Source organism: Chromobacterium fluminis (assembly GCF_011602385.1).
Lineage (GTDB): Bacteria > Pseudomonadota > Gammaproteobacteria > Burkholderiales > Chromobacteriaceae > Chromobacterium > Chromobacterium fluminis.
The window spans coordinates 15,972-36,277 of the sequence record NZ_JAAOMA010000027.1 but is presented as its reverse complement, the minus strand read 5'-3'; the positions used below and the strand labels follow the sequence as shown (position 1 = coordinate 36,277).

The following is a 20,306-nucleotide window of genomic DNA, read 5'->3' as shown; positions in this document are numbered from 1 at the left end:
GATTGTTAAGTCTACGATGGATTCATCGATCCAATGCGAGTGCCGCCATGCTGTCCCGTTACCAGTCCATCGCCGACGCCATCGCCACCTTGTTCTATCCCTATGCCGAGGTGGTGTTGCACGACCTGGCCACCCAGTCCGTGGCTTATATCGCCAACAATTTCTCCAAGCGCGAGCTGGGCGACGATTCCGGCCTGGACGAGCTGGAAAACACGCCGGACGCGACGGTGATCGGCCCTTACGAAAAGCTGAACTGGGACGGCCGCAAACTGCGCTCCATCAGCGTGGTGCTGCGCGACGACGCCGGGGCCGCGCTCGGAATGATGTGCGTGAACCTGGACATCTCGGTGTTCGAGGGCGCGCGGGCGGCGCTGGATCTATTCCTGTCCGGCAGCAAGCTGGTGGCGCAGCCGGCTTTGTTGTTCGAGGACGACTGGCAGGAACGCATCAACCGCTTCATCCACGGCTGGCTGCAACAGCGCCAGCTCAGCCTGTCCATCCTCAACCGCGAGCATAAGCGCGAGCTGGTGGAGGCGTTGCTGCACGAGGGCGCGTTTCGCGGCAAGAACGCCGCCAACTACGTGGCTAATGTGTTGGGCATGGGCCGCGCCACGGTTTTCAAGCATTTGAAAGAGCTGAAGGAGCAAGCATGAAACTGGATTCCCTGTTTGACGACATCGCCGCCGCCCACCTGGCCATCCGCCCGCAGGTGTCGGTCACGCCGTTGGAGCACAGCTTGGCCTTGTCCGCCTTGACCGGTTGCGAGGTGTATCTGAAGTGCGAGCATCTGCAGCGCACCGGCTCGTTCAAGTTCCGCGGCGCCAGCAATAAGCTGCGGCTGCTGGACCCGGTGGCGCGGCGGGACGGGGTGATCGCCGCGTCCACCGGCAATCACGGCCAGGCGGTGGCGCTGGCCGGCCGCTTGTTGGGTGTGCCGGTAACGGTGTACGCGCCGGCGTCCGCCGCCGCGGTGAAGCTGGACGCCATCCGCGCTTTGGGCGCGGAGCTGAAGCTGGTGGACGGCGACGCGCTGGCGGCGGAACTGAGCGCCGGCGAGGCGGCGCGGCGGGCGGGTCTGCCCTTTGTGTCGCCCTACAACGATCTGGAGGTGGTGGCCGGCCAGGGCACGGTGGGCATGGAGCTGGCGGAGCAATGCCCGGAGCTGGACGCGGTTTTCGTCTCCGTGGGCGGCGGCGGTCTGATTTCCGGCATCGGCGCGGCCATGCGGCGTTTGGCGCCGGGCGCGGAAATGGTGGGTTGCTGGCCGGAGACGGCGGCCACCATGCACGCCAGCCTGCAAGCCGGCCGCATCGTCGAGGTGGACGAGGGCGACACCCTGTCCGACGGCACCGCCGGCGGGGTGGAGCCGGGCGCGGTGACCTTCGAGCTGTGCCGGGACTTGATCCGTCATGGCGCGCTGGTGAGCGAGGCGGACATCCGCGCGGCGCTGCGGCTGCTGGCGCAAACCGAACGCTGGATGGTGGAGGGCGCGGCCGGGGTGGCGTTGGCGGGTTTGCTGCAACTGGCGCCGAGCTATGAAGGCAAGAAGGTGGCGGTGGTGCTGTGCGGCCGCAACATCGTACTGGATAAGTTCCTGAGCGCGGTGGCGGCATGAGGACGCTGGACAAGGACGAGATTCTGGCGCGGCTGGATCTGGAGCGGGCGGAGGCGCTGCTGCGGCAGGGCTTCATCGCCTATTCCGCCGGGCGTACACAACTGCCGCCGGTGCAGCATTTCGCCTTTGCCGCAGCCAACGGCGATTGCTGCGTGAAATCCGGCTATGTGGAGGGCGAGAGCCTGTTCGCGGTCAAGGTGTCGTCCGGTTTTTACGATAATTCCAAGCGAGGCCTGCCCAGCAATCAGGGCCTGGTGCTGTGCTTCTGCGCCCATACCGGCGCGCCGCTGGCGCTGCTGCGGGACGAGGGCTGGCTCACCGCCTGGCGCACCGCGCTGGCCGGCAGGCTGGCGGCGCGGGTCTTGGCCCCGCGCCGGGTGGAGGCGATAGGCATTGTCGGCACCGGCTTGCAGGCGCGCTTGCAATTGCGCGCCTTGCAGGCGGTCACGCCGTGCCGGGAGACGTGGGTGTGGGGGCGTTCCGAGACCGAGCTGGCGGCTTTCGCCGCCGAGTTCGAGCCGCTGGGCTACCGTGTGCGGACCACGCTGGACGCGGAGCCGCTGGCGCGCGCCTGCCGGCTGATCGTCACCTGCACGCCGTCCACTCGCCCCATTCTGCAAGCAGGCTGGTTGAAGCCCGGCACCCATGTCACCACGGTGGGCGCGGACGCTGCCGGCAAGCAGGAATTAGCTGTGGAACTGGTGGCCGGAGCGGACCGCGTGGTGGTGGATTCCATCGCGCAGTGCGCGGCTTACGGCGAGGCGTCGCACGCGCTGGCCGCCGGCCTGCTGGACCGTGAATGCTTGGCGGAGCTGGGCCAGGTGCTGGCCGGAGAGCGGCCGGGCCGGCAAAGCGAGGACGAGATCACGCTGGCGGACCTGACCGGACTGGCGGTGCAGGACGCGCAGATCGCCAAATGCGTGCTGGAGGCCCAGGCCTGAGACGCCGTATCGCCGACGCGCGGCAGACTATGAACAGGTTCTCAGGCCGCGTGCGGGAAACCGTGCACCGGCCGCAAGGGCGGCCGGGCGTGGCCGGCCTGTTTTTGCGCCGCCATCAGAAAGCGGGTGTAGTTTTCCTTGCCTATCTGGCGGAAGTTGAATTTGACGGTGTCGGCAGAGAGCGCGACGCCGTCTTTGGCTTGCAGCTGGGCGACGATGTCGGCAATCACATTGTCCGCCTGCTGGCGCAGCGCTGAGCCCGCTTCTTTTTTCAGCATCTCGTTGAGGGTGACGATGGCGGGCGCGTCCGCCAGCCCCATGGCGGACAGGGCGGCGGCGTGCTGGCCGAAGTGCCGCCAGACGATGGCCTGGGAGCCCAGCCTCAGCACGAATTTGAACGGAAAGCCGGTGCGGATGGAGAGCAGCACCGGGTCTAGGCACACCAATTGTTCTATGGAATTGACGCCCTCGGCCGCCAGCGTGGCGGAGATATTGGCGGTGACGCCTTCCAGCTGGATCAACTGGTCGTTTTCCTGCGGTTGTTCCTTGGCGTTCAGGTTCAGCGTCGCCAGCCGGCGCAAGAGCTTGAACAGGGTGTCCATCGGAAAGGCGCCGACGGCGAAGGCGGACACGGTCTGCGCGGCGGAAGCGGCCTCGGCGGACCCGGCGGCGCTGACGGCCGCGCCGATGGGAATGGCCAGCATCATGCGCAGCGCGTACCAGTACACGTCCGCCACATTGAGGCTGCGCTTGCGCACGCTCAGCACCATATCGCTGACCACGAACAGATAGGCGCCGGCGATGGCGGCGCAGACGATCTGCGTGCTGAAGGGCATGACCAGCTGTCCGTTGGCGGCGAGCAGGTAGAGCATGCTCATGCACAGGGTGGCGATCAGCATCAGCGCCATCGGTGTGAGAAAGGCGGCGCGGCCGTAGTGCTCGCGGTAGATCTGCTCGAACAGTTGCTCGGCGGCGGCCTCCACTTCTCCATTTTCCGGCAGAGGCCAGGCGTTCAGCTGCGGGTGCTTGTCGGTTCGCGGCTGCCAGAATTGGCGCAGGTAATAGATCAGCGCGCCGTTGTTGAGGCGGTTGCGGAATTCCTCGTAACGGGCGCCCCAGCCTATGACCAGAAAGCGGATCATCGGCGCGGCCGCCAGCGCGGTGGTTAGCAGGCCCAGCGCGAAATGGCTGGCGCGCTGCGGGCGGGAAAAGGGCGGCGTCATCAGCAGCGACAGCCCGTACAGCGTGGCGACGTCCAGCAGCAACAGGCCTATCCACAAGCCGTGATATTTCAGGTTTCTCATGATGGCCTCGCTGATTGACGGCGTGGCTACCATGTTAGTTCTCCAGCATAAAATCGCACTCCGTACGAATAACTAGCCGCTTGGGCAGCGTCAACCTTATCGAAAGTCGTGTTGAATCATTGATGTCCGGCCCCTAGCATCGGCTTCGCATTTCATTGGCACGCCAAGGCGCAAGCATGTCCTCGCCGCCGCTCGCCGGACGCCTCCCTTGCCGCCTCCTCCAACCTCTCTTCAGGAACGGGACCAGACATGCCGGACATCATCGATTTGAGAAGCGACACCCTGACGCGGGTCAGCAAGAGCGACGTGGAGACGCTGGATTTCGCCAAGATCGGCGACGATTGCTACGGCGAAGACCGCTATGTGCGCGAGCTGGAAGCCTACTGCGCGGACTTGTTCGGCAAGGAAGCGGCCTTGTTCATGCCCTCAGGCACCATGAGCAATCAAGTGGGGCTGCGCTGCCTGGCCGGGCCCGGCGACGAGATCGTCACCGAGGTGGGCTACCACATCAATTTCTTCGAATCCTCCGCCGTCAGCGCCAATAGCGGCCTGGTGCTGAACCCCTACCATAGCGCGGACGGCATTCTCACCGCCGCCGACGCGCGCATCGCCATCCAGGCCAAGGCGCGCTGGTCCAATCTCTACGCGGCGCCCAAGGTGGTGGCGATAGAAAGCAGCATCAACACCTACGGCGGCATCGTCTATCCGGCGGCGGAAATGCTGCGCATGCGCGCGCTGTGCGACGAAATGGGGCTGAGCCTGTACCTGGACGGCGCGCGGGTGCTCAACGCTTGCAGCCATCTGGACCTGTCGCCGGCGCGTTACTTGGGGCCGGCGGACATGCTGAATTTCTGCTTCTCCAAGGGCGTGGGCGCGCCCTTCGGCTCCATCCTGGCCGGCCCGGCCCGCAAGATAGAGGCGGCCAAGGTCTTCCGCAAATGGTACGGCGGCTGCCTGCACCAATCCGGCCTGATGGCCGGCATCGCGCTGGACAAGATGCGGCGCTGGCAGCAGGTGACGCAGGAAGACAATGAAAAGGCCCGCATCCTGGGCGACAAATTGAGCGCGGCGGCGCGGCTGAAGTACCCGGTGGAGACCAATATGGTGTTCATCGAAGCGGCGGACGCCAAGGCCATGGTGGCCAGGCTGGCGGAGCGGGGCGTGCTGGCGCTGGCCTGGAAGCCGGATCTGGTGCGCTTCATCAGCAGCAGCCTGGTGACGCGCGGGCAGGTGGAGCGGGCGGCGGACATCATACGCGCCAGCCTCTGAAGCGCCGGTCTCCCATTCCGGACAATTTCTCACGATAGCGCGGAGCGCCGCCCGCTTTTTCCCGGCGCGGCCGTCGCTTATCGTGGTGGCTGTTTTGAAGCCAAAGGAAGCGATATGTCGAATGTGGAATGCGGCGTGCGGCCCAGCTGTCTGGAAGCGGGCCTGGACGCGCGGGTGGACGCGGTGCTGGAACAGGCGCTGAGCGAGCGGCGGCTGGTGGGGGCGGTGGTGTTGGTGGCCAAGGACGGCGCGCCGGCTTACCGCCGCGCGGCCGGCTGGGCGGACCGGGAGGCCGGCTTGCCGATGCGGGAGGACGCGTTGTTCCGGCTCGCCTCCGTCAGCAAGCCCATTGTTTCCACGGCGGCGATGGCGCTGGCGGCGCGGCGGCGGCTGGACCTGGACGAGGACATCGCCCGCTGGCTGCCGGCATTCCGGCCGCGGCTGGCGGACGGCGCGCCGGCGCGGATCACGCCGCGGCAGCTGCTCAGCCATACCGCCGGCCTGGGCTATCGCTTTTTCGAGGAAGACGGCGACGGACCCTACGCCCGCGCCGGAGTGTCCGACGGCATGGACGCCGACGGGCTCACCTTGACGGAGAACCTGAGCCGCATCGCCAGCGTGCCGCTGCTGTATACGCCGGGCCAGTCCTGGGGCTATTCGCTGGCCACCGACGTGCTGGGCGCACTGGTGGAGCGGGTGGCGGACCAGCCGCTGCCGCAGGCGGTGCGCCGCTGGGTCACTGCGCCGCTGGGCATGGACGACACCGATTTTCACGCGCTGGAGCCGGGCCGCTTGGCCGCGGTCTACGTCAACGGCGAGGCCGAACCGTGGCGGATGGAGCAGCCGGCGATCGTGGCGCCGTTCGAAGGCACGGTGGGCATACGCTTTGCGCCGCAGCGGGCGCTGAACGCCGGCGCCTACCCGTCCGGCGGCGCGGGCATGGTGGGCAGCGCCGACGATTTCCTGCGCCTGCTGGAGGCGCTGCGCCAGGGCGGCGCGCCCTTGCTGCCGCCGGAGTGGGTGGAGGAGATGGCGCGCAATCACACCGGAACGCTGGAACTGCCGGAAATCCCCGGCTTCGGTTTCGGCCTGGGCTTCTCGGTGCTGCGCGATCCCGCCGCCGCCGCCTCGCCGGAATCGCCCGGCACCTGGCGCTGGGGCGGCGCTTACGGCCACTCCTGGTTTGTGGACCGCGCGCGCGGCCTGAGCGTGGTGGCCTTCACCAATACCTTGTACGAAGGCATGTCCGGGCGCTTCGTCGCCGATTTGCGCGACGCGGTGTACGGCGTGGAGCCGCGCTTGCAATAATTCAACCAAAAATGTAAATTTCAACATATTGTTGAATTTAAGCGGCCCAAGCCCGGAGAGATTCGCGCTTGGGCCGCTGGCATGAAGGGGAAACGATGTTGCCATTGGAACGGCTGACGCTGCGAGAATTTCGCGCCGAGGATTTGCCCAATGTGTTTTACGGGCTGTCACACCCGGAGGTGATCAAGCATTACGGCATCCAATACGCCAGCGAGGAGGACTGCCGCGCGCAGATGCGCTGGTTCGACGACATCCGCGCCGACGGCAGCGGCTTGTGGCTGGCGCTGGAAACGCTGGAGGACCGGCACTTCCTGGGCGCGGTGGGCATCAGTTCCCGGTCGGAGCAGCACCATTGCGCCGAACTGGGCTATTGGCTGCTGCCGGAACACTGGGGCCGCGGCTATATGCAGGAAGCCTTGCGTGGTTTCCTGAGGCTGGCCTATCGTCGCTTCCCGCTCAACCGCGTCTACGCGCAAGTTGAGGTGGACAATCTGGGTTCCGGCAAACTGTTGCGGAGCGTCGGCTTTACCCTGGAAGGCGTCAGCCGCGAGTGCGAATGGAAAGACGGCCGCTATCTGTCGCTGGCCAATTACGCCTTGTTGCGCGCCGAGCATGAGGCGGAGGGCGGCGGCGATGAGTGAGACGGCACGCAAATACGTGGCGGTGATTCACAAGCGGCTGGAGCCGGGCCGGGCGATGAATGTGCTGGGCCATCTGGCGTTGGCTCTGGCCTGCCGGCTGCGGCGCGCGGACGCGGCGACAAGCCACGTGGACTATGTGGACGCCGACGGCGGCGTGCACCCGGCGATCTCGGCGGATCCCTTCATCGTGCTGCGCGCCGACAACTCCGCCAAATTGGCCCAGCTGCGCCAGGCCGCGGCCGAGGCCGGCGTGGCCTGCGTGGATTTCACCGACACCATGGAGGAGGGCGGCAGCGCAGAACAACTGCGGCGCACCGCGGCCACTCCGGCCACCGCGCTGGAATACTGGGGCGTGGCCTTGTGCGGCTCCGAGGCGGAGCTGGGCGCGCTGACGCGCAAGTTCAGCCTTTATCGTTGAAGGGCGGCGAAATGGCAGAAGAGCAAGCGCGGACGGCGGATCCGTCCCTGGCGGAAAAACAAGCGGTGCTGCGCGCGCTGAGCGCCGTGGTCAAGCTGGCGGGCGGCATGGTGGACGCGCACACCGAGGTGGTGTTGCATGATCTGAGCCGGCCGGAATGTTCCATCGTCGCCATCGAGAACGGCCATGTATCCGGCCGCCGGCTAGGCGATGCCATCCTGGGGGGGCCGGCAGGGGATCGGGGCTTCGCCGCCATCGAACAGGCCATGCGTCAGGGCGGTGCCGAGCCGGCGCTGGTGTCCGGCTACCACACGCTGAGCCGCGACGGCCGGAGGCTGCTGTCCGCCAGCGCCGTTTTCAAGACCGCCGCCGGCGAACCCTTCGCCGCGCTGTGCCTGAACAGCGACCGCAGTCAGCTGGAAGCGGCGCTGGCCTGCCTGCAGGCGCTGGTGGGCCGCGCGCCGCCGCCGCAACGGGCGGCGCCGGAGCCGCCGGCCATGGACGAGGCGATGCAGGACATCATCGCCCAGGCGCTGGAACGCGGCGGCAAGCCGCTGGCGCGGATGAAGAAGGCGGACAAGAAGCGGGCGGTGGCGCAGATGCTGGAGCAGGGCCTGTTCATCGTCAAAGGCGGGGTGGAGCGCGCGGCCGAGGCCTTGGGCGTCAGCCGTTACACCATCTACAACTATCTGGACGAAATTCGCGGCGCGGCGGAGGGGGACGAAACATGAGGATTCCAATCTATCAGGTGGACGCGTTCTGCGACGCGGTGTTCCACGGCAACCCGGCTGCGGTGTGCCCCTTGCCGGCTTGGTTGCCGGACGCCACGCTGCAAGCCATCGCCATGGAAAACAATCTGTCCGAAACCGCCTTCCTGGTGGCGGAGGGCGGACGCATGGCGCTGCGCTGGTTCACGCCCACCACCGAGGTGGACCTGTGCGGCCACGCCACGCTGGCCAGCGCCTGGGTCTTGTTCCATGAGCTGGACTGGAGCGGCGAACGCATCGTCTTCCAGACCCGCAGCGGCGAATTGACGGCGCGGCGCGATGGTGAGCGCATCGAACTGCGCTTCCCCGCGGTGACGCCGCGCCCCTGCGCCGAGCCGCCCGGCCTGCTGGCGGCGCTGGGCCTGGACGCCGGCCAGGTGTTGGCCGCCGACGACTACATCGTGGTGCTGGACGACGCGGCGGGGCTGGCGGCGCTGCGTCCGGATTTTCAGCGACTGCGCGGTTTTCCCAAGCGCGGGGTGGCGGTGACCGCGCGTGGCGCGGACTGCGATTTTGTCAGCCGATGGTTCGGCCCCGGCGTGGGCGTGGACGAAGATCCGGTCACCGGCTCGGCGCACTGCTGGCTGGCGCCGTACTGGGCCGGCGTGCTGGGAAAGACCCGGCTGCTGGCGCGCCAGGGCGGTGCCCGTCGCGGCAGCCTGGAATGCCGGCTGGAAGGCGCGGAAGTGGCTTTGCTGGGGCAGGCGAGCTTGTATCTGAGGGGCGAGATTTACGTTTAGGCACGGCGTGTTTCACACGGCGGTCTCCGCCGCCAATTGTTCATCGCATACCGCCTTGACGCAGGCGCGCAGCCATTGCTGCGCCGGGTCCGCGTCCAAGCGCGGATGCCAAATCATGGAAATGGTGATCTCCGCCACCGTCAGCGGCAGCGCGAAGCTGTGCAGGCCGGTGCGCAGATGGCCGGTGTGGCGTTCCGGCACGGTGGCGATCAAATCGCTGGCGCGCGCCAGCGCCAGCGCGGCGGCGAAGCCGCCCACGGTGACCGCGACATCGCGGCTCAAGCCTTGCATGCTCAGCGCCTGGTCCACCGGTCCAAGCAGTCCGCCGCGGCGGGCCACCAACACATGACGGCCGGCGGCATAGCGGGTGGCGTCTATGGCGTCGGCCGTCAGCGGATGGCCGGCGCGCACCACGCCGACGAAGCGGTCGCGGAACAGCATGCGCACCCGCAACTCCGGCCCGGCTTCGTGGCCCACCACCCCGGTGTCCAGATCCACCGCGCCGTCGCGCAGCGGCGCGTTGTCCTTGTCGCGCTTGGGCAGAAAGTGCAGCCGCACGCCCGGCGCCTCGCCTTGCAGCCGCTCTAATAGCCGCGGGCCGAAGTTCTCGGCGAAACCGTCGCTGCAGCGCAGGGTGAAGCTGCGTTGCAAATTGTCCAGCCGCAGCGTCCCGGCCGGGCGCAGCGCGCTTTCGGCGTCCAGCACCAGCGCGTGCACCCGCTCGCGCAGCTCCAGCGCGCGCGGCGTCGGCGTCAGGCCGCGGCCGGCGCGCACCAGCAGCGGGTCGCCGGTGACCTCGCGCAGCCGCGCCAGCGCCCGGCTCATCGCCGAGGGGCTGAGCCGCAGGCGCCGCGCGGCGCGGGCCACGCTGCCTTCGTTCAGTAGCGCGTCCAGGGTGATCAGCAGATTGAGGTCGGGCGTGGACATGGCCTTACCTTAGCACAGCAATACATGGCGTCAAACGCAACTATTCAGTGCAAACCATGCGTCTTCCGCCCGCTATGGCGGCGGCGTAGCCTGTGTCGAGTCCGTGTCGACGGCCCCGGCGTTTCGGGGCCGGACGCGGTGGGGAGTCGCCGTCATGCCTGTTTCTCCATCCTCTTCTTCCGTCGCCGCGCTGGCCGGCCTGGCGCTGGCGATTCTGCTGGCCTCGCTGGGCGCCAGCGTGGCCAACGTCGGCCTGCCGGCCTTGGCCGCGGCCTTTCGGATCAGCTTCCAGCAGGCGCAATGGGTGGTGCTGGCTTATCTGCTGCTGATCACGCTGGCCAGCGTCAACGTCGGCCGGCTGGGCGATCAGTTTGGCCGCCGGCGCGCCTTGCAGGGCTTCGGCGCGGCCTTGATGCTGGCCCTGGGCATGGCTTTTGTCGCGGACATCGCGCCTAGCGACAAAGTGGGGCGGGCGATGGGGCTGTTGGGGGCCATGTCCGCCGTCGGCACCGCGTTGGGGCCGTCGCTGGGCGGCGCGCTGATCGCGGGCTTTGGCTGGCGCGCGATGTTCTGGCCGATGTTGCCACTGGGCGCGCTGGCTTTCGGCCTGGTCTGGCGCAGCGTGCCGGCGCCAAGCGGCCCCGCCGCCGAGCGCCCGGGTTTCGACGTCGCCGGCAGCGGCTGGCTGGCGCTGGTCCTGGCCGCCTACGCGCTGGCCTTGACCCTGAAGCTCGACCACGCCCAGGGGGGCTTCGGCGCGCTCAACGCCGCCTTGTTGCTGGTGGCCGCCATCGGTTGCGGGGCCTTTGTCCGGGCCGAGTCCAAGGCCGCCGCGCCCTTGCTGAACCTGGCCCTGCTAAGAGATCCGGCGTTGGCCGCCGGGCTGTTTTGCAACGCCTTGGTGTCCACGGTGATGATGGCCACCTTGGTGGTGGGCCCGTTCTATCTGGCGCGCGGTCTGGGGTTGGACGCCGCCGGCGTCGGCCTGGCGATGTCCGCGGGGCCGTTGGTGGCGGCTTTGAGCGGCGTGCCGGCCGGGCGGATGGTGGACCGCTGCGGTGCGGACGCTTCGGCGCGCTCCGGTCTGGCGGGCATAGGCGTCGGCGCGTTGGCGCTGGCCCTGCTGCCGTCCAGCCTGGGCCTGGCCGGCTATCTGTTGCCGTTGACCCTGATGACCGCGGCCTACGCCTTGTTCCAGGCCGCCAACAACACTCAGGCGCTGACCGGCGCAGCGGCGCGGCAGCGCGGCCTGGTGTCGGGCTTGCTCAATCTGTCGCGCAATCTGGGTTTGATCACCGGCGCGTCCTTGATGGGCGCGGTGTTCGCCGCGGCCAGCGGAGCCGCGGACATCGCCGCCGCCGCGCCGCAGCAAGTGGCCGCCGGCGCGCGCGCCGCTTTTGGGCTGGCGGCGGTGCTGATGCTGCTGGCGCTGTTGGCGTCGGCGCATGGGCGCAGAAAAGCGGCGCTCTGCTGACGCCACGCTGTCAGCAGGGGGTAGGCAGACTGTTGCTTATTCGCGGCGCAAGCCGCATCTCAGCGAAAAGGAAAAAACCATGACCTTGGCCCCCCAACCCAATCTGCAATTGCTGTATGTGACGGATATCCCGCGCTCCACCGCGCTGTACCGCCGTTTGTTCGCCGCCGATCCGGTATTCGTCAGCCCGCGTTACGTCGCCTTCAGCGCCGGCGGCGAGGCGCTGTTCGCCCTGTGGAGCGGCGGGGACGCGCCGCATGCCGATGTCCCGAGATTCGTCGAAGCCGGTATCATGCTGCCCTCCGGCGAGGCGGTGGACCAGCTTTATCAGGTCTGGCGCGACAATCCCGATCTGAGCATCGCGCAGCCGCCGCGCAGCGAAGTCTTTGGCCGTACCTTTGTGGCGCTGGACCCGGACGGGCATCAGATCCGGGTGTGCCAACGGGATTGAAGGCTGCGGGGAACGGCCCCGCCGCCGCTTAGCTTGAACTGGATACCGTGGAGGAGGCCTCGGGCTGATGCAAGCCAAAGCTCAGGCCGCCCGGCGCATGGCATTGGGCGAATTTGCCGAAGCCCGGCTCCTCCGCGATGCCGCCGTCGACTTGGCCGCCCAAGGCCCGCACGCGCTCCACGGCGGCCGTGAGGTCCGGTACCTGGAAGAAGAGATCAATTCGGGGCGCGGTATCTCCCCCGTGCAGGCCGGCTTTAATCGATCCGGCCTGAAACCAGCCGCCGCCGTCCGTGCCCATAGGATGGAAGCTCCAGCCGAACAGTTCGGCGAAGAAGGCTCCGACAGGGGCCGCGTCTTCGGCGCCGATCTCGATATAGGAAACAGGTGATGCCATGGGAATCTCCTTGGGAGTTAAAAAGCCTATCGGCCTATTTCAACGGCCTAAATGATTATAGATCGCATCAGCTTGGGTCGATGGCTTCCAATTCCACTCGCAACAGCGCGAGCGGGCGCGCGGTGCGCAGTCGCAGCGTTTCGCCGCGTCGGGCGACGGCGGCGTCCCAGGCCGCCAGCGGCAGCGGATGGCCGTTTTGCAGTAGTTGCGCGCCGTCCTCCAGCGCCAGCAGCAAGCTCAGCTCGGCATCGGCGCGCAGTTCCAGCGTGTCGTCCACTGTCAGATAGTCCAGTCGCGATTGGTAGCGACCGCGCCGCGTCATCACGTTGAAATCGGTTAGCGGGCCGTCCAGCAGCCGGCTTTGCGCCGGAGTTTCCCCTGCGAAGGCCAGCGGCGCGCCGCCCGGCATCAGCCGCAGGCTGTCCCGGCCGTCCAGTTCCAGTTCCAGCCCAGCGCCTTGCAGGATCAACAGCTGCCGGTCCACCCCGTCGAAACGCGAGAACGGGCCGTCGCTGGCCACGCTGGCCAGGCTGAGGCGGTAGTCGAAATCGTCCAGGCCGGCCCCGGCCGGGGAGATCAGCAATTGCCGAGTGCTGCCGCCGCCGTTTTTCCAAGGGCTGGGCGGGCAGTCTTGCAGGCGGATGAGCGTCATGGCGGGCCTCAATGCAGGTAGTTGATGATCCAGGCGTGGAAGGGAATCGCCACCAAGTCTATCAGCACCGCGCCGCACAGCGGGATGATCAGGAAGGCCTTGTACGAGGTGGCGCCGTGCTTCTGGCACACCGCGCTCATATTGGCCACCGCGTTGGGCGTGGCGCCCAGGCCGTGCCCCATCAGGCCGGCGCACATCACCGCCGCGTCGTAGTTCTTGCCCAGCAGGCGGAAGGCGATGAAGACGCTGATCGCCATCAGCGCGATCACCTGCAAGGACAGCACGCCCAAGAGCGGCAGCGCCAGATCGTACAGCTCCCAGATTTTCAAACTCATCATCGCCATGGTCAGGAAGACGCCCAGAGAAATGTCCGCAATGGCGTCGATGGCCGGGCTATTGAGCCGGACCAGCCGCGCGCGGTCGTTCAGATTGCGGAACACGATGGCGGCGAACATGGCGCCGACATAGGCGGGCAGCACGAAGTCCCAGCGTTGTTGCACTTGATTGGCGAGCAAGGTGCCGGCGGTCATCAAAACCAATATCAGGCCCATGGAGGAGATCAGGGAGTCGCTGTTGACGGTAATGTTGGCTTCGTGGTCGTGATAAGCCGGTGCTTGCATGGCGCTGGCCTCGGCCTGGATCGGCAATTGGTGGCGGCGGATCAGCCAGCTGGCCAGCGGTCCGCCCAGCACGCCGCCGGCGATCAGGCCGAAGGTGGCGGAGGCCAGCGCCACCGCGGTGGCGCCCTGGGTGCCGAGTTGCTCCGCCATCGGGCCGAAGGCCGCCGCCGCGCCGTGGCCGCCCTCCAACGACACCCCGCCCGCCATCACGCCCAGCGTCGGATCCAGGCCGAACATGGCCGCCGCGCTGGCGCCGAATACGTTCTGGAACACCGCCAGCGCCCAGCAGATGCCCAGATAGATCAGCAGAGTGCTGCCGCCGGTGCGCAGCAGCGCCAGGCTGCCGCCTATGCCCACCGTGGTGAAGAAAGCCACCATGAAGGGGGTTTGCAAGGTGGTGTCGAAGCTGACGGCGGCGATGCCGCTCTCGCGCAGCAGCAAGACGGCGATGGAGACGGCGAATCCGCCTATCACCGGGGCCGGGATGCAGAAGCGTTCGAAGAAGCGCACGTGGCGCTTTAGCCGGTAGCCGGCCAGCAGGGCCGTCACCGCCAGCGCGGTGGTGGCGATCAAATCCAGTTTCCATTGCTGCATGGGTTTCTCCTTTGCAAAAGTGCGGCTTGCCGCTGTGTCGCGGCTTGTTGCGCCAAGCCTTGGGCCTGGCGGGTATTTAGATTGGCTTCGTCAGCCGGTGTATCAGCCGCGCGGCCGTCCGCGCGGTCAGTTGGTCCTGATCCAGTTCCGGGTTCAGTTCGGCGATATCGGCCAGCCGCAATTTGCCGCTGGCGCGGATGACGTCGATCAGCGTTTCCAGCGTGGCCAAGGGCACGCCCAGCGCCGCCGGCGCGCTGACGCCGGGCGCTTGCGACGCCGGCAGCGCGTCCAGGTCTATGGTCAGGTACAGGCAGTCGCAGGGCGCGATGAAGTCCCGCAGCTTTTGCAGCGGCTGTTCCAGCCGCCACGGCTGCAACTCCTCGTCGAACAGCAGTTGGGCGTCCAATTGTTGGGCGGTGGCGAACAGCGCGGCGGTATTGGCGGTTTCCGCCACGCCGGCGCACAAGTAATGAAAGGGCCAGCCGCGTTGCTCGCAGTCGGCGGCGATCTGGGCGAAGGGGGTGCCGGAGGAGGCGAGCGGGCTTTGGCGCAGGTCCAGGTGGGCGTCGATGTTGACGATGCCGACGCGCGGCGCGCGCCCGGCGGTTTCTAGGTGCCGGGCCAGCCCAAGGAAGCTGCCGTAAGCCACCTCGTGGCCGCCGCCGAGCACGATGGGGAACTGTCCGGCGTCCAAGAGGCCGGCCACCTGCCGGCCCAGTTCGACCTGAGCGGCCTCCAGCTCGTCGTCCAAGCAATGGACGTCGCCGGCGTCGTAGGCGGTTTGCGGCTGATGCCAAGCCAGGTTGGCCAGCGCCCGGCGGATGGCGCTCGGCGCTCCGGCCGCGCCCGGGCGGCCCTGGTTGCGGCGCACGCCGGCGTCGCAGGCAAAGCCCAGCAGGGCGAAGCCGGCGGCGGCGCCGGGCTGCCATGGGCGCACGCGTTGATGCCAGCGGCGCGCCAGTTCGCCTTCGGCGTCGATGCGGCCGCTCCAGGCCGCGGGAGGAGTGTATTGCGTCATGCTCGGTCTTTCGGTTTGGGGCCGCTCAGTCGCAGCCCAGATAAGCGCTGATGTTGCGCGCGGCCTGCCGGGTTTGCTCCACCAATTGGGCGCGGCGTTGGGCGCGGCCGGAGGGCGCCATCAGCGTCAGGGCGCCCAGCAATTTGCGCCGGCCCTGCAGCAAGGGGGCGCTGACGCCCCAGATGCCGGGGTCGATGGCGCTGTCGCTGGTGGCGTAGCCTTGGCGGCGCACCTCGGCCAGGGCCTGGCGCAAGGTTTCGTGTTCCTCCGGCGGCAGCATGCTGTCCAGGGAGGCCTGGCTTTGCGTTGCCGGCATGAAGGCCAACAAGGCCAGCGCCGACGCCCCGCGCGCCAGCGGCTGCCCCTTGCCGGCGGCGAAGGCGCAGCGCAGCGTCTGCTGGCTCTCCATCATTTCAATGCAAATCACCTGTTGGCGGGTGGCCACCATCAAGGCCACGGTTTCATTGCTCAGCCGCGCCAGACGCTGCATTTCCGGACGCGCTTGCGCCGCCAGCGTGTTGTGTTGCTGAAACCCCATCGCCAACTGCAGGCCCAGCGGGCCGGCGTGGTAGGCGCCGTCCTCGCCGGGCTGCAGCAGGCCCCACTGGCTCAGATGGGTGAGCTGGCGGTATAGCGTGGACGGCGGCAAGGCCAGCCGCCGCGCCATTTCCTTGGCGCTCAGCGGCTGGGGCGAGGCCGCCACCAGCTGCAGGGTTTGCAACAGACGATCGGAGGAAGAGCTGAGGGTGGGCATGTCCAGTCCTTATTAGGATTTTCTAACCTTATCTATTGCGACTGTCGCGAAGAAGCCTGGTTTCTCATCTGGCGGTAATTGTCAGGAGATTTTTGTTTTTCATTCCCGTATTGCGGGAAATGCGGCTTTGGACGGAGAGCGGGGGCGGCTGGCGCGGACCGGCGGGCATGGTTTACACTGCCGGCCTGTATCCGCTATGGATGAAAGAGAAGCCGTTTCCTCTAGGCGAAGCGGCGGCGATGCGGAACGCGCCGACTTTGGAACGGTTCCGCGCCATCATTAAAGAAAGGAGGTTGTATGGTTCAGTTTGCGCGCCCAGAAATGTTGGCTCGCTTGTATGGCACATTTGCCGGCTCTTGCCCGAGTTCCATCGCGCTGCGATAACCGGGTCGGAGCAAAGCCACTCTTCATTTCGAGTTTCACTCACCGAGTCTTTTCCGACTCCCACGTTGTCGCCAGCGCTCCTGTTGACAGGGACTGTCACGTCCCGAAAAAACGAGAGCAAGAGCATGACAACCCTGATTTCCGCGCAATCTTTGCAACTGGACGCCGGTCACGGCCCGCTGTTCCAGGACCTTTCCTTTACCGTAAAACTGGGCGACCGCATCGGCCTGTTGGGCCATAACGGCTGCGGCAAGAGCAGCTTGCTCGGCGTGTTGGCCGGCCAGCGAGAAGCCAATGCCGGCATGGTGCAATACGCCGGTCTATGTCGGTTGCAATATGTGGAGCAACACCTGCCGGCGCGGCTGGCGGCCTTAAGCGCGCGCGCCGCGCTGCTGGAGGCGGTGGATCGCCAGCCGGAGCAGCGCTGGCGGGTGGACAGCCTGCTGGACGAGCTGGAGTTGTCGGCCGAGGCGGATACCCCGGCGGCCAGCCTCAGCGGGGGTCAGCACACCCGGTTGCTGCTGGGGCGCGCGGTGCTGCGCCAGCCCAATCTATTGCTGCTGGACGAGCCCAGCAACCACTTGGACCTGCCGTCGCTGCTGTGGCTGGAAGACTTTCTGCGCCGCTGGCAGGGCGGCTTCATCCTGGTGTCCCACGACGCGCGGCTGCTGGACGCGGTGACTTCGCACAGCTGGATTCTGCGCGACCAGCGCTTGTACCGCTTTGAGCTGCCGTGCAGCCAGGCGCGGGCCGCGCTGACGGAAGCCGACGACGCCGCTCGCGCGCGCCGCGCCGGCGAGCAGAAAGAGATCGACCGCCTGAACGTCAGCAGTAAGCGCCTGGCGATCTGGGGCCGCGAGCACGACAATGAAAAACTGGTACGCAAGGCCAAGTCCATGCAGAAGCGGGTGGAGAGGCTGAAGGAGGAGCAAGCCTTCGTCAGCCGCGGCAGCCCATGGCGCTTGCGGCTGCAAGGCCAACCCTTGGCGGCGGACCGCTTGCAGGCCTTCGAAGGCCTGCAGGTGCGCGCCGCGCCCGGCCTGCCGACGCTGTTCGAGGTCGATGAGTTGAGCTTGCGCAGCGGCGACAAAGTCGCTCTGCTCGGCGCCAACGGCGCGGGCAAGTCCTCCTTGTTGCGCCAGTGCTGGCGGGACTGGCTGCAAGGCGAGGCCGGCGCCGGTTGGCGGCCGCATCCGGCGGCGAGCATCGCTTATTACGACCAGTCGCTGCGTCGGCTGGATGATGCGGCTACGCTGCCGGACGCGCTGTATCCGTTCGCGCCGTTGAGCGACGCGGAGCGGAGGCAGGCGCTGATTTCCGCTGGTTTCGCCTATGCGCGCCACGGCCAGACCGTGGCCTCCCTCAGCGGCGGGGAGCGCGCGCGGCTGTTGTTCCTGGCGCTGTCGCTGGCTAGCTACCATCTGCTGTGGCTGGACGAGCCGACCAACCACCTTGACCTGGACGGCAAGCGAGAGCTGGCCGAGGAACTGGCCGGCTTCGCCGGCGGTTTCCTCTTGGTGTCGCACGACCGCGAGTTGATCGAGCAATCGTGCAACCGCTTCTGGGTGGTTAGCGACGGCCGGCTGCGAGAGTGGCCGGACGCCGCCGGCACCTACGCCCAGCTGTTCACCCCGCCGGCCGTCGCGGCCGCGACCGAGCCGCCGCCGGCAGTGGGAGAAGCGTCCGCTCCTAGCGGCGCGGAGCGGCAGTTGGAGCGTTTGTACCAACTGGAGGCGCTGCTGAGCGCGGACCTGGCGCGCAAGCCCAAGCATCAGAAGCCGCAATTGCAGCAGCAATGGCGGCGGGAGATGGGCGCCTTGGAACGGGAGCTGGGCTTGTAAAGCGAAGGGCGGCGTTAAAAACGCCGCCCGTTCATCGCCTGCTCGGCCGTTTCGTCCATCGCCCTGGGCGTTTCGTCGCAAGCCGCTGTCGGCCGCGTTTGGCGCTGGCTACAGTGAGCAGCGTCAACCACAACGCATCACTAGGAGCTAGACATGGACCGGGAAAAACACGCGGAAGCTTTGGACGGACTGAGCGGCGTCAAGCACAAGATCGCCATTTACTGGCGGCTTTATGTAGACTGGCTGGCCGGCCTCGGCTGGGGGCGGCTGGCGCTGATCTCGCTGCTGGCCTTGATTTTGAGCGGCGTGCTGGCGTTGAGCGGGGCCGTGGTTTTTTTGATACTGATGTCCTTCCTGGTCAAGGCCTGCGTTGCGCCGAAGCCGTCGAAGCCGGCGGCGCTGACGGAGAGGACCGAGGAAGAAATGAAGCAAGACCAGGGGGCGTATCATGGATAGGCAAAGACATGCGGAGGCGCTGGCGGGCATTGACCTCGTCAGCCACAAAACCTCCATCTACTGGTGGCTGTTTTTCGATTGGCTGGCCATCGTCGGCTGGGGGCGGTTGCTGCTGATCTGCTTTCTGGGGCTGATCATGGGCGGCGTCATCGGCGTGCCGGTGCTGGCCTTTTTCCTTGGCGTGACTGTCTGCGTCGTCAAGATCGTGGCCGGCGGCAAGCGTCGGGCGGAGCTGCGCGCCGACGAGGCGGTGGTTCGCAGCCAGCAGGCAGAGGAGCTGGCCGAAGTGGAGGCGCTGCAACGCCAGTTGGCGGAAGCGCGGATGGGGGCGCTGCAGGCGCAGATCGAGCCGCACTTCCTGTTCAACACCCTGTCCTCGGTGTGCCAATTGATGGAAACCGCGCCGGAGCGAGCCTTGCTGATGCAGAAGGCGCTGATCCGCTACCTGCGCTCCTCGCTGCCGGAGTGGCGGGAATCTCCGGCGGAAACCAGCCTGGGCCAGCAACTGGAGCTGTCGCGAGCCTATCTGGACATCATGCAGTTGCGCATGGAGGACCGGTTGCGGGTGAGGCTGGAGGTGCCGGAGTCGCTGCTGGACGCGCGCTTTCCGGTGATGATGCTGCAAACCCTGGTGGAGAACGCCATCAAGCACGGCCTGGAGCCCAAGGCCGAGGGCGGCGACATCGTCATCGGCGCCAAGGTGTTGACCGGCGAATTATTGGTGTCGGTGAGCGACAGCGGCGTCGGTTTTCCGGAGCAGCCGGGGCAGGGAATGGGGTTGAGCAATATCCGCGAGCGGCTGGCCATGTTGCACGGCGAGCGCGCGCATTTGCTGCTGGAAGTGTTGCCGGAGGGCGGCACCCGCGCCACCATAGCCTTGCCGTTCGCGCTGGTGTGAGCGGTTAGCCTGGCGGAGGACAGCGATTGATGACGAAACTAAGCGCGGTGATCGCCGACGACGAGCGCCTGATGCGCGAGCAACTGCGCATGGCCTTGCAGAGAGTGTGGCCGGAGTTGAGGATAACGGCCGAGGCCCACGATGGCGCCGAGGCGGTGGAACGGGTGCGCGAGCACCGGCCCGACCTCGCCTTCCTGGACATCACCATGCCGGTGCAGAACGGCATCGCCGCCGCGATGGAGATCGACGGCCTGTGTCCGGTGGTGTTCGTCACCGCCTACGACCAGTACGCGATCAAGGCCTTCGAGGAAGGCGCGGTGGATTATCTGCTCAAGCCGGTGGAGGACGAGCGGCTGTTGCGCACGCGTCAGCGCTGGGAACAACGGCAATTGACGCTGCCGTCGCACTGGCAGGCCTCCTTGCAGCAGTTGAGCCGCCAACTGGCGCGGCCGGACTATCTGCGTTGGATCAAGGCCTCGGTGGGCAACAGCCTGCGCATGATCAGCACCGGCGAGGTGTTGTTCTTTCAGTCCGACGAAAAATACACCCGGGTGCAGGCCGTCGGTTGCGAGGCCTTGATCCGCATGCCGATCAAGGAGCTGTTGCAGGCGCTGGACCCGGACGAATTCTGGCAGATTCACCGCTCCACCCTGGTGCGGGTGGACGCCATCGAACAAATCAAGCGCGACGACGGCCAACGCGGCCTGCTGCTGCAATTGCGCGGCTATGCGGAGCCGCTGGAAGTCAGCCGCAGCTACGCCCATCTATTCCAGCGTATGTGAATGGGTCGTCGCAGCCGGCATGAAAGCTGCTTGTCCATGCCCATGATTCAATGGGAGA

At 67.1% G+C, this 20,306-nt stretch carries 22 protein-coding genes; 15 read left to right on the top strand and 7 right to left on the bottom strand.

What is annotated here, in order from left to right:
* Positions 1–47: 47 nt before the first annotated feature.
* Genes HA052_RS17730 through HA052_RS17720 form a run of 3 tightly spaced genes read left to right on the top strand, consistent with a single transcriptional unit; the run spans position 48 to position 2,556 of the window.
* Positions 48–653: a helix-turn-helix transcriptional regulator gene (locus HA052_RS17730; protein ID WP_166452906.1), complete on the top strand. Its 606-nt coding sequence runs from the start codon at positions 48–50 to the stop codon at positions 651–653.
* Positions 650–1,615 (top strand): threonine/serine dehydratase, encoded by a 966-nt coding sequence (locus tag HA052_RS17725; protein ID WP_240937414.1) that lies wholly within the window; start codon positions 650–652, stop codon positions 1,613–1,615. The genes HA052_RS17730 and HA052_RS17725 overlap by 4 nt, the downstream gene beginning before the upstream one ends.
* Complete coding sequence (locus HA052_RS17720; RefSeq protein ID WP_166452905.1) at positions 1,612–2,556, top strand: ornithine cyclodeaminase family protein; 945 nt, start codon at positions 1,612–1,614, stop codon at positions 2,554–2,556. Before HA052_RS17725 ends, HA052_RS17720 begins: the two co-directional genes overlap by 4 nt.
* A gap of 41 nt (positions 2,557–2,597) precedes the next feature.
* Here HA052_RS17720 and HA052_RS17715 read toward each other — a convergent pair whose 3' ends face one another.
* Complete coding sequence (locus tag HA052_RS17715; RefSeq protein WP_166452904.1) at positions 2,598–3,860, bottom strand: hypothetical protein; 1,263 nt, start codon at positions 3,858–3,860, stop codon at positions 2,598–2,600.
* 249 nt (positions 3,861–4,109) lie between these two features.
* Between HA052_RS17715 and HA052_RS17710 the strand changes: the two genes are divergently transcribed.
* From HA052_RS17710 to HA052_RS17685, 6 genes are all read left to right on the top strand, one after another.
* The gene (locus HA052_RS17710; RefSeq protein ID WP_166452903.1) at positions 4,110–5,129 is read left to right on the top strand and encodes a threonine aldolase family protein; all 1,020 of its coding nucleotides are present in this window, start codon (positions 4,110–4,112) and stop codon (positions 5,127–5,129) included.
* 114 nt (positions 5,130–5,243) lie between these two features.
* On the top strand, positions 5,244–6,437 hold the full coding sequence (locus HA052_RS17705) for a serine hydrolase domain-containing protein (protein ID WP_166452902.1): 1,194 nt from the start codon (positions 5,244–5,246) through the stop codon (positions 6,435–6,437).
* 95 nt (positions 6,438–6,532) lie between these two features.
* Complete coding sequence (locus HA052_RS17700; RefSeq protein ID WP_166452901.1) at positions 6,533–7,078, top strand: GNAT family N-acetyltransferase; 546 nt, start codon at positions 6,533–6,535, stop codon at positions 7,076–7,078.
* Positions 7,071–7,496, top strand: coding sequence for a DUF2000 domain-containing protein (locus HA052_RS17695; RefSeq protein WP_166452900.1), 426 nt, complete (start codon positions 7,071–7,073; stop codon positions 7,494–7,496). The genes HA052_RS17700 and HA052_RS17695 overlap by 8 nt, the downstream gene beginning before the upstream one ends.
* An 11-nt stretch (positions 7,497–7,507) precedes the next feature.
* Positions 7,508–8,227, top strand: coding sequence for a helix-turn-helix transcriptional regulator (locus tag HA052_RS17690; RefSeq protein ID WP_081545165.1), 720 nt, complete (start codon positions 7,508–7,510; stop codon positions 8,225–8,227).
* A complete protein-coding gene (locus HA052_RS17685) occupies positions 8,224–9,003 on the top strand; it encodes a PhzF family phenazine biosynthesis protein (RefSeq protein ID WP_166452899.1) in 780 nt (259 codons plus the stop codon). Before HA052_RS17690 ends, HA052_RS17685 begins: the two co-directional genes overlap by 4 nt.
* A 12-nt stretch (positions 9,004–9,015) precedes the next feature.
* On the opposite strand, the gene HA052_RS17680 is transcribed toward HA052_RS17685, so the two are convergent.
* The gene (locus HA052_RS17680; protein WP_166452898.1) at positions 9,016–9,930 is read right to left on the bottom strand and encodes a LysR family transcriptional regulator; all 915 of its coding nucleotides are present in this window, start codon (positions 9,928–9,930) and stop codon (positions 9,016–9,018) included.
* Between the two features lie 154 nt (positions 9,931–10,084).
* Between HA052_RS17680 and HA052_RS17675 the strand changes: the two genes are divergently transcribed.
* Together HA052_RS17675 and HA052_RS17670 are read left to right on the top strand one after the other, a co-directional pair.
* A complete protein-coding gene (locus HA052_RS17675; protein WP_166452897.1) occupies positions 10,085–11,404 on the top strand; it encodes an MFS transporter in 1,320 nt (439 codons plus the stop codon).
* Positions 11,405–11,483: 79 nt separating this feature from the next.
* Positions 11,484–11,855: a VOC family protein gene (locus tag HA052_RS17670; RefSeq protein ID WP_166452896.1), complete on the top strand. Its 372-nt coding sequence runs from the start codon at positions 11,484–11,486 to the stop codon at positions 11,853–11,855.
* Positions 11,856–11,883: 28 nt separating this feature from the next.
* Here HA052_RS17670 and HA052_RS17665 read toward each other — a convergent pair whose 3' ends face one another.
* From HA052_RS17665 to HA052_RS17645, 5 genes are all read right to left on the bottom strand, one after another.
* The gene (locus HA052_RS17665; protein WP_166452895.1) at positions 11,884–12,249 is read right to left on the bottom strand and encodes a VOC family protein; all 366 of its coding nucleotides are present in this window, start codon (positions 12,247–12,249) and stop codon (positions 11,884–11,886) included.
* A 67-nt stretch (positions 12,250–12,316) separates the two neighbouring features.
* Entirely contained in the window at positions 12,317–12,901 is a 585-nt protein-coding gene (locus HA052_RS17660) for a HutD/Ves family protein (protein WP_166452894.1), read from the bottom strand.
* A gap of 8 nt (positions 12,902–12,909) precedes the next feature.
* Positions 12,910–14,115 (bottom strand): sodium/glutamate symporter, encoded by a 1,206-nt coding sequence (gene gltS, locus HA052_RS17655; protein ID WP_166452893.1) that lies wholly within the window; start codon positions 14,113–14,115, stop codon positions 12,910–12,912.
* Between the two features lie 76 nt (positions 14,116–14,191).
* Positions 14,192–15,133, bottom strand: a complete 942-nt coding sequence (gene hutG, locus HA052_RS17650) for a formimidoylglutamase (RefSeq protein WP_166452892.1) — start codon at positions 15,131–15,133, stop codon at positions 14,192–14,194.
* 25 nt (positions 15,134–15,158) lie between these two features.
* Positions 15,159–15,887 (bottom strand): IclR family transcriptional regulator, encoded by a 729-nt coding sequence (locus tag HA052_RS17645; protein WP_081545053.1) that lies wholly within the window; start codon positions 15,885–15,887, stop codon positions 15,159–15,161.
* A gap of 509 nt (positions 15,888–16,396) precedes the next feature.
* Here HA052_RS17645 and HA052_RS17640 point away from each other — a divergent pair.
* From HA052_RS17640 to HA052_RS17625, 4 genes are all read left to right on the top strand, one after another.
* The gene (locus HA052_RS17640) at positions 16,397–18,112 is read left to right on the top strand and encodes an ABC-F family ATP-binding cassette domain-containing protein (RefSeq protein ID WP_166452891.1); all 1,716 of its coding nucleotides are present in this window, start codon (positions 16,397–16,399) and stop codon (positions 18,110–18,112) included.
* Positions 18,113–18,265: 153 nt separating this feature from the next.
* Positions 18,266–18,568 carry a hypothetical protein gene (locus tag HA052_RS17635; RefSeq protein WP_166452890.1) on the top strand — a complete coding sequence of 101 codons (303 nt, stop codon included), beginning with the start codon at positions 18,266–18,268 and terminating at the stop codon, positions 18,566–18,568.
* Positions 18,561–19,466 carry a sensor histidine kinase gene (locus tag HA052_RS17630; protein WP_166452889.1) on the top strand — a complete coding sequence of 302 codons (906 nt, stop codon included), beginning with the start codon at positions 18,561–18,563 and terminating at the stop codon, positions 19,464–19,466. Before HA052_RS17635 ends, HA052_RS17630 begins: the two co-directional genes overlap by 8 nt.
* Before the next feature lie 29 nt (positions 19,467–19,495).
* Positions 19,496–20,248 (top strand): LytR/AlgR family response regulator transcription factor, encoded by a 753-nt coding sequence (locus HA052_RS17625; RefSeq protein WP_166452888.1) that lies wholly within the window; start codon positions 19,496–19,498, stop codon positions 20,246–20,248.
* Positions 20,249–20,306: the final 58 nt, after the last annotated feature.